Genomic DNA, 14,993 nt, shown 5'->3' on the forward strand with positions numbered 1-14,993 from the left:
TGCGCTCTATAGAATTCCGTACCCCTAAAATTGGCGGGGCATCTTGTCCTGCCATTTTTTATTAAATATGTCCCAGAGACATCAGTGGAGTTTTGCTAGATGGCAACAATCAACCAGCTGGTTCGCAAGCCGCGCAAGCGCGTTGCTGAAAAAAGCGACGTGCCAGCGCTGCAGAACTGTCCGCAGCGTCGTGGAGTATGTACTCGTGTATATACCACCACGCCGAAGAAGCCGAACTCGGCTCTGCGTAAGGTCTGCCGTGTCCGTTTGACCAACGGTTACGAAGTTTCTTCGTACATCGGTGGTGAAGGTCACAACCTGCAGGAACACAGTGTCGTACTGATTCGCGGCGGCCGGGTAAAAGACTTGCCGGGTGTGCGTTATCACACCGTGCGCGGTTCGCTGGACACGTCCGGTGTCAAGGATCGTCGTCAGGGTCGTTCGAAGTACGGCGCCAAGCGTCCTAAGTAAATTTTGATTTCATTTATCCTGAGTCGATAAGAGTAAGGTCGGGTGTAACGTGAGCGTTATGATCCCGGGCTAACCTGAAGACCGTTTTGAGGGCTTATCATGCCAAGACGTCGTGTAGCGGCAAAACGTGAGATCCTGCCAGAACCTAAGTATGGCAGTCAGATTCTCGCGAAATTCATGAACCACGTGATGGAAAGCGGCAAGAAAGCTGTCGCTGAGCGCATCGTGTATGGCGCGCTGGACAAGGTCAAGGATCGCACCAAGACCGACGATCCAGTCGACCTATTCGAGCGGGCACTGGATGCCATCGCTCCGCTGGTTGAAGTTAAATCCCGTCGCGTTGGTGGTGCTACCTACCAGGTTCCGGTTGAAGTGCGTCCCTCCCGTCGCAACGCTTTGGCGATGCGCTGGTTGGTCGATGCCGCCCGGAAGCGTGGCGAAAAATCCATGGCCCTGCGCCTGGCCGGTGAGCTGGTCGATGCCTCTGAAGGCAAAGGTGCTGCGGTCAAGAAGCGTGAAGATGTGCACCGTATGGCTGAAGCCAACAAGGCCTTCTCTCACTACCGCTTCTAAACGACTCAGGAGAATACCGTGGCTCGTACTACACCAATTAATCTGTACCGTAATATCGGTATCTGCGCGCATGTCGATGCGGGCAAAACCACCACCACGGAACGGATTCTGTTTTACACCGGCGTGAACCACAAGATGGGTGAGGTTCACGATGGTGCGGCGACCATGGACTGGATGGCGCAGGAGCAGGAGCGAGGCATTACCATTACCTCCGCTGCTACTACTGCTTTCTGGGAAGGTTCCGAGAAGCAATACAAGCGTCACCGTGTGAACGTTATTGATACCCCCGGTCACGTTGACTTCACCATCGAAGTGGAGCGCTCGCTGCGCGTCCTCGACGGTGCGGTCGTGGTATTTTGTGGCACATCCGGTGTGGAGCCGCAGTCCGAGACTGTCTGGCGTCAGGCGAACAAGTATCGCGTTCCGCGTCTGGTCTATGTCAACAAGATGGATCGCCAGGGTGCAAACTTCCTGCGCGTTGTCGAGCAGATCAAAAAGCGTCTCGGTCACACTCCTGTGCCGATTCAGCTGGCGATCGGTGCCGAAGAGAACTTCGAAGGCCAGATCGACCTGTTGCGCATGAAGGCGATTTACTGGAATGACGCCGACAGTGGCATGACCTTCCGTGAGGAAGAGATCCCGGCTGAGCTCATGGAGCAGGCTGAGAAGTATCGTGAGCAAATGGTTGAGGCTGCTGCCGAAGCCAATGAAGAGCTCATGAACAAGTACCTGGAAGGCGGTGAGCTGACCTACGACGAAATCAAGGCCGGTCTGCGCCAGCGTACCCTGGCTAACGAAATTGTTCCTGCGGTTTGCGGTACCTCTTTCAAGAACAAGGGGGTGCCGCTGGTCCTGGACGCGGTCATCGATTATCTGCCTGCTCCGGATCAGGTTGAGGCGATCAAGGGTATCCATCCTGACGACGAAGAGCGCGTTGACGAGCGTCACGCTGATGATGCCGAGCCTTTTTCTGCTCTGGCCTTCAAGATCGCTACCGACCCCTTTGTTGGCACGCTGACCTTTGTTCGCGTCTATTCTGGCGTTCTGTCCTCGGGTGATGCTGTCATCAACTCGGTCAAGGGCAAGAAAGAGCGTGTCGGCCGTATGGTTCAGATGCATGCCAACACCCGCGAAGAGATCAAGGAAGTTCGCGCTGGTGATATTGCTGCTCTGATCGGTATGAAAGACGTCACTACTGGCGATACCTTGTGTGCAGCCGATAGCCCGATCATTCTCGAGCGCATGGAATTTCCTGAGCCGGTTATCTCGGTTGCCGTTGAGCCGAAGACCAAGGCCGACCAGGAAAAGATGGGTATCGCTCTGGGCAAGCTTGCTCAGGAAGATCCCTCGTTCCGGGTGCGTACTGACGAAGAATCTGGCCAGACCATCATTTCCGGTATGGGCGAGTTGCATCTGGACATCCTGGTTGACCGCATGAAGCGCGAGTTCAATGTCGAAGCCAACATCGGTAAGCCGCAGGTTGCTTATCGTGAAGCGATTCGCAACAAGTGCGAAATCGAAGGCAAGTTTGTCCGTCAGTCCGGCGGTCGTGGTCAGTATGGTCATGTGTGGATTCGCTTCGAGCCGTCCGAGGAAGCAGGCGATGGCCTGATTTTCGTTAACGAAACGGTTGGTGGTTCGGTCCCGCGCGAATATATTCCCGCGGTGAACAAAGGGATCGAAGAGCAGATGAAAAACGGTATCCTTGCCGGTTATCCGCTGCTTAACCTTAAAGCGACGCTTTATGATGGTTCCTATCATGATGTCGACTCGAACGAAATGGCATTCAAGGTCGCAGCATCCATGGCTACCAAGCAATTGGCCCAGAAGGGTGGTGCGGTTCTGCTCGAGCCAATCATGAAGGTAGAAGTTGTCACTCCGGAAGATTACATGGGTGACGTAATGGGCGACTTGAACCGTCGTCGCGGTCTCGTACAGGGTATGGAAGATTCCCCTTCCGGTAAGGTTATCCGCGCTGAGGTTCCGCTTGGTGAGATGTTCGGCTACGCCACGGATGTTCGTTCCATGTCCCAGGGGCGTGCGAGCTACTCCATGGAGTTTTCGAAGTACGCCGAGGCCCCTAATAACATCGCCGAAGCAATCATCAAGAAGCAAGGCTAACTTGCACCTAAGCTAATTACAGAGGTTATGAACCGTGGCTAAAGAGAAATTTGAACGTAAGAAACCGCACCTTAACGTGGGCACTATCGGCCACGTTGACCATGGCAAAACTACACTGACCGCAGCACTGACTCGCGTTTGTGCTGAGGCGTACGGTGGAGCCGCCCGTGGTTTCGACCAGATCGATAACGCGCCGGAAGAAAAGGCTCGCGGTATCACCATCAACACCTCGCACGTAGAATACGATTCCCCGACTCGTCACTACGCGCACGTTGACTGCCCTGGTCACGCTGACTATGTGAAAAACATGATCACTGGTGCTGCGCAGATGGACGGCGCTATCCTGGTTTGCTCTGCAGCTGACGGCCCGATGCCACAGACTCGCGAGCACATCCTGCTGTCCCGTCAGGTAGGTGTCCCGTACATCGTCGTGTTCCTGAACAAGGCTGACATGGTTGATGACGAAGAGCTGCTGGAGCTGGTCGAAATGGAAGTTCGCGATCTGCTGAGCGCGTACGACTTCCCTGGCGACGACACGCCGATCATCATCGGTTCCGCGCTGATGGCACTGAATGGCGAAGACGGCAACGAAATGGGTACTTCTGCCGTACGTAAGCTGGTCGAGACTCTGGATGCCTACATCCCTGAGCCTGAGCGTGCCATCGACAAGCCGTTCCTGATGCCGATCGAAGACGTGTTCTCTATTTCCGGTCGCGGTACTGTTGTGACGGGTCGTGTCGAGCGTGGCATCATCAAGGTCCAGGAAGAAGTGGAGATTGTGGGTATCAAGGATACCGTCAAGACCACCTGTACTGGCGTCGAGATGTTCCGCAAGCTGCTGGACGAAGGCCGTGCCGGTGAGAACGTTGGTGTTCTATTGCGTGGTACCAAGCGTGAAGACGTTGAGCGTGGTCAGGTACTGGCCAAGCCGGGCACCATCAAGCCGCACACCCAGTTCGAAGCTGAAGTGTATGTGCTGGGCAAGGATGAAGGCGGCCGTCACACTCCGTTCTTCAAGGGCTACCGTCCGCAGTTCTACTTCCGTACAACTGACGTGACTGGTTCCTGTGAGCTGCCGGAAGGTGTGGAAATGGTAATGCCGGGTGACAACGTGAAGTTGGTTGTTACTCTGATCGCTCCGATCGCCATGGAAGACGGCCTGCGCTTCGCTATTCGCGAAGGCGGACGTACCGTTGGTGCCGGTGTGGTTGCCAAGATTATCGCCTGATAATCTGATGCCATAAACAAAAGCCCCCGTTCAACGGGGGCTTTTGTATTTTGGTTGACACTGGATAGGTGCATCAGTAGAATTGCGCCTCCCTTGGATGGGCCTACCTGCGGTATTGAGGTGTGCTCTGAAGAATTGAAGCTTGGAGTTTCTGGTCAAATGCAGAACCAACAGATTCGTATTCGGTTGAAGGCTTTTGACCACCGCCTGATAGATCAGTCAACCCAGGAAATCGTGGATACCGCGAAACGTACTGGGGCTCAGGTCCGTGGTCCGATACCTTTGCCGACGCGCAAAGAGCGTTTTACAGTGCTGGTTTCCCCGCACGTCAATAAAGATGCCCGTGATCAGTACGAGATCCGCACCCATAAAAGGGTTCTGGATATCGTTCAGCCTACCGACAAAACTGTCGATGCGCTGATGAAGCTGGATCTGGCAGCTGGCGTTGAGGTTCAAATCAGCCTCGGCTGATAGCCCCACACGACGGGGGCTATAAGTCGTGCAACGCCCTGAAATGGGCGGCCATAGCGGGTAATAGCCCCGTGCACTCATGAGGTTTACAAGATGACTATTGGTTTAGTCGGCCGGAAATGCGGTATGACCCGCGTTTTCACTGAAGATGGCGTTTCCATTCCGGTTACGGTTGTAGAAGTAGAGCCGAACCGCATCACCCAGGTAAAATCCCTCGATTCGGATGGCTATCAAGCTGTTCAGATCACCGTGGGCGAGCGTCGCGCCAAGCGCGTCAGCAAGCCGATGGCAGGACATTTTGCCAAGGCAAACACCGCAGCAGGGCGTCAGGTATGCGAATTCCGTTTGGAAGGTGATACCGAATACCAGGCTGGGGCTGAAATCACTGTCAGCATTTTTGAAGCGGGCCAGAAGGTCGATGTCACCGGTCAGTCCAAAGGTAAGGGCTTCGCCGGTACGATCAAGCGCTGGAACTTCCGCGGCCAAGATGCTACCCACGGCAACTCCGTATCCCACCGTGTACCAGGTTCCATTGGCCAATGCCAAACTCCGGGCCGTGTATTCAAGGGCAAGAAGATGGCCGGGCACATGGGCGCTGAACAAGTGACCGTGCAGACCCTGGAAATCGTACGCGTTGACGCCGAACGTAACCTGCTGCTCATCAAGGGCGCGGTACCTGGCGCACCCGGCAGCGACGTAGTCGTCCGCCCGGCTGTCAAGGCCAAGGGTTAAGGGGGAGTTACCATGAATTTGAATGTAGCTGGCGCAAACGCGATCGAAGTTTCCGATCTGACCTTTGCCACAGAATTTAACGAGACTCTGGTTCACCAGGCCGTAGTTGCCTTTATGGCTGGTGGTCGTCAGGGTACCAAGCAGCAGAAGACACGTTCCGACGTTTCCGGCGGCGGCAAGAAGCCATTCCGCCAGAAAGGTACTGGCCGTGCCCGTGCTGGTACTATCCGCAGCCCGATCTGGCGTGGGGGCGGTACCACTTTCGCTGCACGTCCGCAGAACCACGAGCAGAAGTTGAACCGCAAGATGTATCGCGGTGCACTGCGCTCCATTCTGTCCGAACTGGTTCGTCTTGAGCGCCTGGTGGTGGTTGAAGACTTTTCCGTTGACGCTCCGAAGACCAAGACATTGGTCGGCAAGCTCAAGGATCTGAACCTGGAGAACGTGCTGATCGTTACTGACAGTCTTGATTCCAACCTGTACCTCGCTGCGCGCAACCTGCCGCATGTTGATGTACGCGATGTTCAAGGTTCGGATCCGGTCAGCCTGATCGCTTACGACAAGGTACTGATCACCGTACCTGCTGTTAAGAAGTTCGAGGAGATGCTGGGATGAACCAAGAGCGCATTTTCAAAGTACTGCTTGGCCCGCATGTGTCCGAGAAGGCTACCGTGCTGGCTGACAGCAAAAACCAGTTCGTGTTCAAGGTGGAAAACACCGCGACCAAACTGGAAATAAAGAAGGCCGTTGAGCAGCTGTTCAACGTCAAGGTCAAGACCGTTTCGACCTTGAATGTCAAAGGCAAGACCAAGCGAACCGTACGCGGCCTGGGCAAACGTAATGACTGGAAAAAGGCATATGTAAGCCTGCAGCCCGGTCAAGACATCGATTTTGCCAGCGCTGAATAAGTTAAGGGGTACATCATGGCAATTGTAAAATGTAAACCTACTTCCGCTGGCCGCCGCTTCGTTGTCAAGGTCGTGAACGCTGACCTGCACAAAGGTGCTCCGTATGCGCCTTTGCTAGAGAAGCAAGGCAAGTCAGGTGGTCGTAACAATAATGGCCGTATCACCACGCGTCATCGTGGGGGCGGTCACAAGCAGCACTACCGTATGGTTGATTTTCGTCGCAACAAGGATGGCATTCCTGCTGTCGTTGAGCGTATCGAATATGATCCAAACCGTACCGCTCATATTGCTCTGCTCAAGTACGCCGACGGCGAGCGCCGCTACATCATCGCCCCCAAGGGCGTGACTGCCGGTGATCAGCTGGTATCGGGTGCCGAGGCGCCGATCAAGCCGGGTAATACGCTGCCGCTGCGCAACATCCCAGTGGGTAGCACTATCCACGCGATCGAACTGAAGCCGGGTAAAGGCGCTCAGGTAGCTCGCAGTGCTGGTGCTTCCGTTCAGCTGGTTGCGCGTGAAGGCGCATATGTAACTGTGCGTCTGCGTTCCGGCGAGATGCGCAAGGTGCTTGGCGAGTGCCGTGCCACTATGGGCGAAGTGTCCAATGGTGAGCACAGTCTGCGCTCCCTGGGTAAGGCTGGTGCCAAGCGCTGGCGCGGTGTTCGTCCGACCGTTCGTGGTGTTGCCATGAACCCGGTTGATCACCCGCACGGTGGTGGTGAAGGCCGCACATCCGGTGGTCGTCACCCGGTGTCGCCATGGGGCTTCCCGACCAAGGGTGCCAAGACTCGGTCAAACAAGCGGACTGACAAGATGATTGTCCGTCGTCGCAGCAAGTAATTAGAGGGGAAACGACAGTGCCGCGTTCTCTGAAGAAAGGACCTTTTATCGATCTTCACCTGTTAAAGAAGATCGAAGTTGCAGTTGAGAAGAACGAGCGTAAGCCGGTCAAAACCTGGTCGCGCCGTTCGATGATTCTGCCGCAGATGGTTGGTTTGACCATCGCAGTACATAACGGTCGTCAACATGTACCGGTAATTATTTCCGAAGACATGGTCGGTCACAAGTTAGGCGAATTCTCTGCTACGCGTACCTATCGCGGTCACGCTGCAGACAAGAAAGCCAAGCGCTAAGGGGTTAGAAGATGGAAGTAGCCGCTAGTCATAAAGGCGCCCGACTCTCTGCCCAGAAAGCGCGCTTGGTCGCTGACCAGATCCGCGGGAAGAAAGTTGAAGAGGCCCTGAATCTGCTGGCTTTCAGCAACAAAAAGGCCGCTGAAGTCATCAAGAAAGTGCTCGAGTCGGCAATTGCCAACGCAGAGCACAACGATGGCGCGGACGTGGATGACCTGAAGGTCTCCACCGTGTTTGTAAACGAAGGTCGCTCTCTGAAGCGCATCATGCCACGCGCCAAAGGCCGTGCTGATCGCATCGTAAAGCGGTCTTGCCACATCACGGTCAAGGTTGCTGACAAGTAGGAGTCGATCATGGGTCAGAAAGTACATCCGACGGGCATTCGCCTCGGTATTGTTAAACAGCACACTTCGGTGTGGTATGCAGATGGCCGCACTTACGCGGACTATCTGAACACTGATCTGAAGGTACGCGAGTACGTTCAGAAGAAGCTGAAAAGCGCTTCGGTCAGTCGCGTTGAGATTCAGCGTCCGGCTCAAACCGCCAAGATCACCATTCACACTGCCCGTCCAGGCATCGTGATTGGCAAGAAGGGCGAGGATGTCGAGAAGCTGCGTCAGGAACTGACACAGCAGATGGGTGTGCCGGTGCATATCAACATCGAAGAGATCCGCAAGCCGGAGCTCGACGCTGCCCTGGTAGCACAGAGCGTTGCTCAGCAGTTGGAGCGCCGCGTGATGTTCCGGCGTGCCATGAAGCGCGCCGTACAGAACGCGATGCGTATTGGTGCCAAGGGTATCAAGATCCAGGTTGGTGGCCGCCTCGGCGGTGCCGAAATCGCCCGGAGCGAATGGTACCGTGAAGGCCGTGTGCCGTTGCACACGCTGCGTGCCGACATCGACTACGCAACGTATGAAGCCCACACCACATACGGTGTGATCGGTGTGAAGGTTTGGATTTTCAAAGGCGAGATCATTGGTGGTCAGCCCGAAGAAATCAAAACCGTCGCGACCAAGAAAAAAGCTGCTAAGTAAGGGGTACGCACATGTTACAACCCAAGCGTACGAAGTTCCGCAAGCAAATGACCGGCCACAACCGTGGCCTGGCGCATCGCGGCAGTAAAGTGAGCTTTGGCGAATTTGGACTCAAGGCCGTCGGCCGCGGTCGTCTGACTGCCCGTCAGATCGAAGCCGCCCGTCGCGCCCTGACTCGTCACGTTAAGCGTGGCGGTAAAATCTGGATCCGTGTCTTCCCGGATAAGCCGATTTCCAAGAAGCCTTTGGAAGTGCGGATGGGTAAAGGTAAGGGTAACGTCGAGTACTGGGTAGCCCAGATCAAGCCTGGTAAGGTCCTGTATGAGATTGAAGGTGTTTCCGAAGAGCTGGCGCGCGAGGCATTTACTCTTGCCGCTGCCAAGCTGCCTCTCGCTACCACCTTTGTTAAGCGGACGGTGATGTAATGAAAGCGACAGAACTTCGTGAAAAATCTGCCGAGCAGCTCAACGAGCAGCTGCTCACGCTGCTGCGTGACCAGTTCAATCTGCGCATGCAGAAGGCAACCGGTCAACTCGGTCAGAGCCACCTGCTGAAGCAGGCCAAGCGTGACATCGCTCGAGTCAAGACCGTGCTCAACCAGAAAGGTGGTAAGTGATCATGGCCGAGACCAATACAGTTCGTACCGTTACTGGCCGTGTGGTCAGCAACAAGATGGAAAAGACCGTCACTGTGCTCATCGAGCGCCAGGTAAAGCATCCGCTGTACGGTAAGTACGTGCGCCGCTCTACCAAGCTGCACGCACATGACGAGAACAACGAATGCCGCATCGGTGATCTGGTAACTATTCGGGAAACCCGTCCCTTGGCTAAAACCAAGAACTGGACCCTGGTACAGGTCGACGAGCGCGCGGCGCAAGTTTAAGCCCGCGCTTCTTGGCGGAATTTTCAAGGGTCGGAGAAAGTTATGATTCAGACTCAATCCATGCTGGATGTGGCTGACAACAGTGGTGCACGTCGCGTTATGTGTATCAAGGTTCTGGGCGGTTCTCACCGCCGCTACGCTGGCATTGGCGATATCATCAAAGTGACCGTGAAGGAAGCGATTCCCCGCGGCAAAGTAAAGAAAGGCCAGGTGCTCAATGCGGTCATCGTGCGTACCCGTCACGGTGTACGCCGTACAGACGGTTCGTTGATCCGTTTTGATGGCAACGCAGCCGTTCTGCTCAACAACAAGAATGAGCCGATCGGTACCCGCATCTTTGGGCCAGTGACGCGTGAATTGCGTAACGAGCAGTTCATGAAGATCGTTTCCCTCGCGCCCGAAGTGCTGTAAGGAGCCCGGTCATGCAAAAGATCAAACGTGACGACGACGTAATCGTCATCGCCGGTAAAGACAAAGGCAAGCGCGGCAAGGTCCTCAAGGTCCTGGCTGACTCTCGCCTGCTGATTTCCGGCGTCAACATTATCAAGCGGCACACCAAGCCAAATCCCATGGCTGGTTCGCAAGGCGGTATCGTTGAGAAGGAGGCGCCCATCCACGTCTCCAACGTGGCAATCTTCAACGCCGAGACCAGCAAGGCCGACCGTGTCGGCTTCAAGGTCGAAGACGGTAAGAAGGTTCGTATTTTCAAGTCGACGCAAAAGTCCGTCGACGCTTGAGAATCTAGGTGCTTACCATGGCAAGATTGAAAGAACACTACCGGACTACTCTCGTTCCCAAGCTCAAGGAAGACCTGGGCCTGCAGAATGTGATGGAAGTTCCGAAGCTCACCAAGATCACCCTGAACATGGGCCTTGGTGAGGCAGTTGGTGACAAGAAAGTCATCGAAAACGCAATGGCTGACCTCGAGAAGATCACTGGCCGTAAAGGCATCGTGACCTATGCTCGCAAGTCTATCGCCGGTTTCAAGATTCGTGACGGCTGGCCGATCGGTGTCAAGGTAACCTTGCGCCGTGAGCAGATGTACGAATTTCTGGATCGTCTGTTGGCTATTTCTCTGCCCCGCGTGCGCGATTTCCGTGGCCTGAACATCAAGTCGTTCGACGGTCGCGGTAATTACAGCATGGGTGTCAAAGAGCAGATCATCTTCCCGGAAATCGATTACGACAAGATCGATGCCCTGCGTGGTCTGGACATTACTTTGACAACCACTGCACGGACGGACGACGAAGGTCGTGCGCTGCTGCGTGCGTTCAACTTCCCGTTCCGTAACTAGGAGTCAGGTAATGGCAAAAGTCAGTATGAAGAACCGCGAGTTGAAGCGCACTCGTACGGTTGCCAAGTACGCTGTTAAGCGTGCTGAGCTCAAAGCCATCATCGGCAACATCAACGCGTCTGTTGAAGACCGTTGGAATGCTCAGATGGCATTGCAAAAACTGCCGCGTGATGCGAGCCCTGTCCGCCAGCGTAACCGCTGCCGCATGACTGGCCGTCCACACGGCGTATATCGCAAGTTCGGCCTCTCGCGCATCAAGTTGCGTGAAGCTGCGATGCGCGGTGATGTACCCGGTCTGGTTAAAGCCAGCTGGTAATCCAGACCTCAATTACTCAGTTTCAGGAGCAGAAAGCCCATGAGTATGCAGGACCCGTTAGCAGATATGCTGACCCGCATCCGTAATGCCCAGATGGCTGAAAAGTCCAGTGTCAGCATGCCTGCGGCAAAGCTGAAGGTGGCTGTCGCCAAAGTACTTAAAGAAGAAGGCTATGTAGCCGGTTACGAAGTTCAGGGCGATGCAAAGCCTGTGCTGTCGATCGACCTCAAGTACTTCGAAGGCAAGCCGGTTATAGAAGATCTCAAGCGCATCAGCCGTCCAGGCCTGCGTCAGTACAAGTCCGTTGACCAGATTCCCAAGGTCAAGGGTGGACTGGGTGTTTCGATCGTCTCCACCAATAAAGGTGTTATGACTGATCGTGCCGCTCGCGCAGCCGGTATCGGCGGCGAAGTTCTTTGCACCGTATTCTGATAGGGGGTTACGATGTCTCGCGTCGCTAAAGACCCTGTCAAATTACCGCAGGGCGTAGAAATAAAGCTGAACGGTCAGGAACTTTCAGTCAAGGGTGCCAAAGGCTCTCTGGATCTGAACCTCCACTCGACAGTAGAAGTTGTTCAGGAAGACGGCGTACTGAAGTTCACCGCACGTCCTGGCAGCCCAAACATGGCCATGGCCGGCACGACTCGTGCGCTGGTACAAAACATGGTTACCGGTGTCACCCAAGGTTTCGAGCGTAAGCTGCAGCTGGTGGGTGTGGGTTACAAGGCGCAGGCCAAGGGTCAGACTCTGTCCCTGGCGCTGGGCTTTTCCCACCCGATCGACTATCAGCTGCCTGAAGGTGTTTCTGCGGAAACCCCGAGCCAGACTGACATCATCATTAAAGGTATCGACAAGCAACTGGTCGGTCAGGTAGCCGCGGAGATCCGTGATTTCCGTCGTCCCGAGCCTTATAAAGGCAAGGGTGTACGCTACTCCGATGAGGTCGTGCGTCGTAAAGAAGCCAAGAAGAAGTAGGGCATAGCAAATGAGCGATAAAAAAGTTATCCGTCTCCGTCGCGCTCGCCGTTCGCGTCTCAAGCAGCGCGAGCTGGAAGCCGTACGTCTGTGCGTGTACCGTTCTTCGCAGCACATGTACGCGCAAGTGATCTCAGCCGACGGTGGGAAGGTATTGGCCAGCGCATCCACTCTGGATGCCAGCCTGCGCAGCAGCGGTACTGGCAACGTCGAAGCCGCCAAGAAAGTCGGGCTCCTGGTAGCCGAGCGCGCCAAGGCCGCTGGGATTAGTCAGGTCTCCTTCGACCGTTCCGGCTTCAAGTATCATGGCCGCGTGAAAGCGCTGGCCGACGCCGCTCGTGAAGGCGGGCTGGAATTCTAAGGGTAGAGCTATGGCTAATTTCGAGCAGAAGCGCGACGAAGGTTATATCGAGAAACTGGTTCAGGTTAATCGCGTCGCCAAAGTAGTAAAAGGTGGCCGTATCTTCGCTTTCACCGCATTGACGGTGGTTGGCGATGGTAATGGTCGAGTGGGTTTCGGTCGCGGCAAGGCACGTGAAGTGCCAGCTGCGATTCAGAAGGCCATGGAAGCCGCACGTCGTAACATGATCCAGGTGGATCTGAATGGTTCGACTTTGCAGTATCCGGTCCGTGCTGCCCATGGCGCCTCCAAGGTGTTCATGCAGCCTGCTTCCGAAGGTACCGGCGTTATCGCCGGTGGCGCGATGCGTGCCGTCCTCGAAGCTGCTGGTGTGCATAACGTCCTGGCCAAGTGTTACGGTTCCACTAACCCGGTTAACGTCGTCCAGGCCACCTACAAGGGTCTGAAGTCAATGCAGTCTCCCGAGTCTGTAGCGGCCAAGCGCGGCAAGACCGTTGAAGACATCGTGGGGTAACCTGTAATGGCTAATGCAAAAATCAAAGTGACCCTGTACAAGAGTGCGATTGGTCGTCTGCCGAACCACAAGGCCTGCGTTAAAGGCCTGGGTCTGCGCCGTATCAATCACACCGTCGAGGTCGAAGATACCCCGTCTGTGCGTGGGATGATCAATCAGATCGCCTACATGGTTCGGGTTGAGGGTTAAGACATGAAACTGAATGATCTGCGTTCCGCGCCGGGTGCACGCCGTGAAAAGCTGCGCGTCGGCCGTGGTATCGGCAGCGGCCTGGGCAAGACTGCCGGCCGCGGCCACAAAGGTTTGAGCTCGCGTTCGGGCGGCACCGTCGCTCCGGGTTTCGAGGGCGGTCAGCAGCCGCTGCATCGCCGTTTGCCGAAGTTTGGTTTTACTTCCAAGATTGCAATGGTCACCGCTGAAATCCGTACCAGTGAGCTGAACAAGCTGGACGTTGATGTGGTTGACCTGCAGGCTTTGAAAGATGCCAACATCATCGGCAACAAATTCGTACGTGCCAAGGTCGTTCTCTCCGGTGATGTGACCAAAGCGGTCAACATCAAAGGGCTGATGGCCACCAAAGGTGCGCGTGCAGCGATCGAAGCAGCTGGCGGCAAGATCGAGGACTAAATGGCTAAGCAAGGCGCTCTCTCTGGAATGAAGCAAGGCGGCCTGACGGAACTGTGGGGGCGCTTGCGCTTCCTGTTCCTGGCGATCATCGTATACCGCATCGGGGCACACATACCCGTGCCCGGTATCAATCCTGATCGACTGGCTGACCTGTTCAGGCAGAACGAGGGAACCATACTTAGCCTGTTCAACATGTTCTCGGGTGGTGCTCTGGAGCGGATGAGTATCTTCGCTCTGGGCATCATGCCGTACATTTCTGCATCGATTATCATGCAGCTGATGACGGCGGTTAGTCCGTCGCTGGAACAGTTGAAGAAAGAGGGTGAATCCGGGCGTCGCAAGATAAGCCAGTACACCCGCTATCTGACTCTGGTACTGGCATTTATCCAGGCGATCGGCATGTCCGTTGGTCTGGCCGGACAGGGCGTGACATTTGATACTGGGTTCAGCTTCTACTTTGTAGCGGTGACAACCTTCGTAGCGGGTGCCATGTTCATGATGTGGCTGGGCGAGCAGATCACCGAACGGGGTATCGGCAACGGTATCTCCATGCTGATCTTTGCCGGTATTGTTGCCGGATTGCCAAGCGCTATCGGCCAATCTTTCGAGGCGGCACGTCAGGGCGATATCAATATTTTCGCGCTGATCGCGATCGCTTTGCTGGCAGTAGCGATGATTGCCTTCGTGGTATTCGTCGAACGCGGTCAGCGTCGGATTACGGTCAACTATGCCAAGCGTCAGCAGGGTCGCAAGGTATTCGCTGCCCAGACCAGTCATTTGCCCCTCAAGGTGAATATGGCCGGTGTGATTCCAGCGATCTTTGCCAGCAGTATCTTGCTGTTCCCGGCATCTCTGGGTACCTGGTTCGGCCAGGGCGAGGGCATGGGTTGGCTGCAGGGCTTGTCGCAGGCAATTGCCCCAGGACAGCCTTTGAACATTATTCTGTTTAGCGCAGGGATCATTTTCTTCTGCTTCTTCTACACAGCGCTGATGTTCAATCCCAAGGATGTGGCTGAAAACCTGAAGAAGTCAGGCGCGTTTATCCCGGGTATTCGTCCGGGTGAGCAATCAGCTCGTTATATTGACGGGGTGATGACTCGACTGACCATGTTTGGTGCCATGTACATGACTGCGGTGTGTTTGTTGCCGCAATTCCTGGTGGTATCGGCTAATGTTCCCTTCTACCTGGGCGGGACGTCACTGTTGATCGTAGTTGTTGTTGTGATGGACTTCATGTCCCAAGTACAATCGCACCTCGTTTCTCAGCAGTACGAGTCTCTTATGAAGAAATCGAACCTGAAAGGCTACGGCAGCGGAATGCTGCGCTGAGAATCTGAAGGTTCTAGGAGTCGG

The 14,993-nt window shown here is 55.2% G+C and carries 26 protein-coding genes; all 26 read left to right on the forward strand.

Features of this window, described 5'->3' with window-relative positions; translation table 11 throughout:
* The first annotated feature begins 99 nt into the window (after nucleotides 1-99).
* The 26 genes from rpsL (at nucleotide 100) to secY (ending at nucleotide 14,969) form a co-directional block, all read left to right on the forward strand.
* On the forward strand, nucleotides 100-471 hold the full coding sequence (gene rpsL, locus G3M63_RS06135; protein ID WP_022964798.1) for a 30S ribosomal protein S12: 372 nt from the start codon (nucleotides 100-102) through the stop codon (nucleotides 469-471).
* Nucleotides 472-570: 99 nt separating this feature from the next.
* Nucleotides 571-1,044 (forward strand): 30S ribosomal protein S7, encoded by a 474-nt coding sequence (gene rpsG / locus G3M63_RS06140; protein WP_150302404.1) that lies wholly within the window; start codon nucleotides 571-573, stop codon nucleotides 1,042-1,044.
* A gap of 18 nt (nucleotides 1,045-1,062) precedes the next feature.
* Entirely contained in the window at nucleotides 1,063-3,165 is a 2,103-nt protein-coding gene (gene fusA, locus G3M63_RS06145; RefSeq protein WP_150302403.1) for an elongation factor G, read from the forward strand.
* Nucleotides 3,166-3,199: 34 nt separating this feature from the next.
* Nucleotides 3,200-4,393: an elongation factor Tu gene (tuf, locus tag G3M63_RS06150; RefSeq protein ID WP_163982159.1), complete on the forward strand. Its 1,194-nt coding sequence runs from the start codon at nucleotides 3,200-3,202 to the stop codon at nucleotides 4,391-4,393.
* Between the two features lie 159 nt (nucleotides 4,394-4,552).
* Nucleotides 4,553-4,864 (forward strand): 30S ribosomal protein S10, encoded by a 312-nt coding sequence (rpsJ, locus tag G3M63_RS06155; RefSeq protein WP_028614853.1) that lies wholly within the window; start codon nucleotides 4,553-4,555, stop codon nucleotides 4,862-4,864.
* A gap of 93 nt (nucleotides 4,865-4,957) precedes the next feature.
* Nucleotides 4,958-5,596: a 50S ribosomal protein L3 gene (gene rplC / locus G3M63_RS06160; RefSeq protein WP_150302311.1), complete on the forward strand. Its 639-nt coding sequence runs from the start codon at nucleotides 4,958-4,960 to the stop codon at nucleotides 5,594-5,596.
* A gap of 12 nt (nucleotides 5,597-5,608) precedes the next feature.
* Nucleotides 5,609-6,211 (forward strand): 50S ribosomal protein L4, encoded by a 603-nt coding sequence (rplD, locus tag G3M63_RS06165; protein ID WP_150302312.1) that lies wholly within the window; start codon nucleotides 5,609-5,611, stop codon nucleotides 6,209-6,211.
* Nucleotides 6,208-6,504 (forward strand): 50S ribosomal protein L23, encoded by a 297-nt coding sequence (gene rplW / locus G3M63_RS06170; protein WP_150302313.1) that lies wholly within the window; start codon nucleotides 6,208-6,210, stop codon nucleotides 6,502-6,504. Before rplD ends, rplW begins: the two co-directional genes overlap by 4 nt.
* A gap of 15 nt (nucleotides 6,505-6,519) precedes the next feature.
* A complete protein-coding gene (rplB, locus tag G3M63_RS06175) occupies nucleotides 6,520-7,344 on the forward strand; it encodes a 50S ribosomal protein L2 (protein WP_150302314.1) in 825 nt (274 codons plus the stop codon).
* Between the two features lie 17 nt (nucleotides 7,345-7,361).
* Complete coding sequence (gene rpsS / locus G3M63_RS06180; protein ID WP_150302315.1) at nucleotides 7,362-7,637, forward strand: 30S ribosomal protein S19; 276 nt, start codon at nucleotides 7,362-7,364, stop codon at nucleotides 7,635-7,637.
* An 11-nt stretch (nucleotides 7,638-7,648) separates the two neighbouring features.
* Nucleotides 7,649-7,981, forward strand: coding sequence for a 50S ribosomal protein L22 (rplV, locus tag G3M63_RS06185; protein WP_150302316.1), 333 nt, complete (start codon nucleotides 7,649-7,651; stop codon nucleotides 7,979-7,981).
* 9 nt (nucleotides 7,982-7,990) lie between these two features.
* A complete protein-coding gene (gene rpsC, locus G3M63_RS06190) occupies nucleotides 7,991-8,671 on the forward strand; it encodes a 30S ribosomal protein S3 (RefSeq protein ID WP_150302317.1) in 681 nt (226 codons plus the stop codon).
* A gap of 11 nt (nucleotides 8,672-8,682) precedes the next feature.
* Nucleotides 8,683-9,096 carry a 50S ribosomal protein L16 gene (gene rplP / locus G3M63_RS06195; protein ID WP_150302318.1) on the forward strand — a complete coding sequence of 138 codons (414 nt, stop codon included), beginning with the start codon at nucleotides 8,683-8,685 and terminating at the stop codon, nucleotides 9,094-9,096.
* A complete protein-coding gene (gene rpmC, locus G3M63_RS06200) occupies nucleotides 9,096-9,287 on the forward strand; it encodes a 50S ribosomal protein L29 (protein ID WP_150302319.1) in 192 nt (63 codons plus the stop codon). Before rplP ends, rpmC begins: the two co-directional genes overlap by 1 nt.
* A 2-nt stretch (nucleotides 9,288-9,289) precedes the next feature.
* Nucleotides 9,290-9,553 carry a 30S ribosomal protein S17 gene (gene rpsQ, locus G3M63_RS06205; RefSeq protein WP_150302320.1) on the forward strand — a complete coding sequence of 88 codons (264 nt, stop codon included), beginning with the start codon at nucleotides 9,290-9,292 and terminating at the stop codon, nucleotides 9,551-9,553.
* Between the two features lie 42 nt (nucleotides 9,554-9,595).
* A complete protein-coding gene (gene rplN, locus G3M63_RS06210; protein WP_088277353.1) occupies nucleotides 9,596-9,964 on the forward strand; it encodes a 50S ribosomal protein L14 in 369 nt (122 codons plus the stop codon).
* 11 nt (nucleotides 9,965-9,975) lie between these two features.
* The gene (gene rplX, locus G3M63_RS06215) at nucleotides 9,976-10,290 is read left to right on the forward strand and encodes a 50S ribosomal protein L24 (RefSeq protein ID WP_150302321.1); all 315 of its coding nucleotides are present in this window, start codon (nucleotides 9,976-9,978) and stop codon (nucleotides 10,288-10,290) included.
* 17 nt (nucleotides 10,291-10,307) lie between these two features.
* Nucleotides 10,308-10,847, forward strand: a complete 540-nt coding sequence (gene rplE / locus G3M63_RS06220; protein WP_150302322.1) for a 50S ribosomal protein L5 — start codon at nucleotides 10,308-10,310, stop codon at nucleotides 10,845-10,847.
* 10 nt (nucleotides 10,848-10,857) lie between these two features.
* Nucleotides 10,858-11,163, forward strand: coding sequence for a 30S ribosomal protein S14 (gene rpsN, locus G3M63_RS06225; RefSeq protein ID WP_150302323.1), 306 nt, complete (start codon nucleotides 10,858-10,860; stop codon nucleotides 11,161-11,163).
* Between the two features lie 39 nt (nucleotides 11,164-11,202).
* The gene (gene rpsH / locus G3M63_RS06230) at nucleotides 11,203-11,595 is read left to right on the forward strand and encodes a 30S ribosomal protein S8 (protein ID WP_150302324.1); all 393 of its coding nucleotides are present in this window, start codon (nucleotides 11,203-11,205) and stop codon (nucleotides 11,593-11,595) included.
* Between the two features lie 12 nt (nucleotides 11,596-11,607).
* Complete coding sequence (rplF, locus tag G3M63_RS06235) at nucleotides 11,608-12,138, forward strand: 50S ribosomal protein L6 (RefSeq protein WP_150302325.1); 531 nt, start codon at nucleotides 11,608-11,610, stop codon at nucleotides 12,136-12,138.
* 10 nt (nucleotides 12,139-12,148) lie between these two features.
* On the forward strand, nucleotides 12,149-12,499 hold the full coding sequence (gene rplR, locus G3M63_RS06240; RefSeq protein WP_150302326.1) for a 50S ribosomal protein L18: 351 nt from the start codon (nucleotides 12,149-12,151) through the stop codon (nucleotides 12,497-12,499).
* A gap of 10 nt (nucleotides 12,500-12,509) precedes the next feature.
* Nucleotides 12,510-13,013 carry a 30S ribosomal protein S5 gene (rpsE, locus tag G3M63_RS06245; protein WP_150302327.1) on the forward strand — a complete coding sequence of 168 codons (504 nt, stop codon included), beginning with the start codon at nucleotides 12,510-12,512 and terminating at the stop codon, nucleotides 13,011-13,013.
* A gap of 6 nt (nucleotides 13,014-13,019) precedes the next feature.
* Nucleotides 13,020-13,202 carry a 50S ribosomal protein L30 gene (gene rpmD / locus G3M63_RS06250; RefSeq protein ID WP_150302328.1) on the forward strand — a complete coding sequence of 61 codons (183 nt, stop codon included), beginning with the start codon at nucleotides 13,020-13,022 and terminating at the stop codon, nucleotides 13,200-13,202.
* Between the two features lie 3 nt (nucleotides 13,203-13,205).
* Nucleotides 13,206-13,640: a 50S ribosomal protein L15 gene (rplO, locus tag G3M63_RS06255; RefSeq protein ID WP_150302329.1), complete on the forward strand. Its 435-nt coding sequence runs from the start codon at nucleotides 13,206-13,208 to the stop codon at nucleotides 13,638-13,640.
* Complete coding sequence (gene secY, locus G3M63_RS06260; protein WP_150302330.1) at nucleotides 13,641-14,969, forward strand: preprotein translocase subunit SecY; 1,329 nt, start codon at nucleotides 13,641-13,643, stop codon at nucleotides 14,967-14,969.
* Nucleotides 14,970-14,993 lie beyond the last annotated feature (24 nt).

Origin of the sequence: Pseudomonas sp. OIL-1 (genome assembly GCF_010669185.1) — a bacterium.
Classification (GTDB): domain Bacteria; phylum Pseudomonadota; class Gammaproteobacteria; order Pseudomonadales; family Pseudomonadaceae; genus Halopseudomonas; species Halopseudomonas profundi.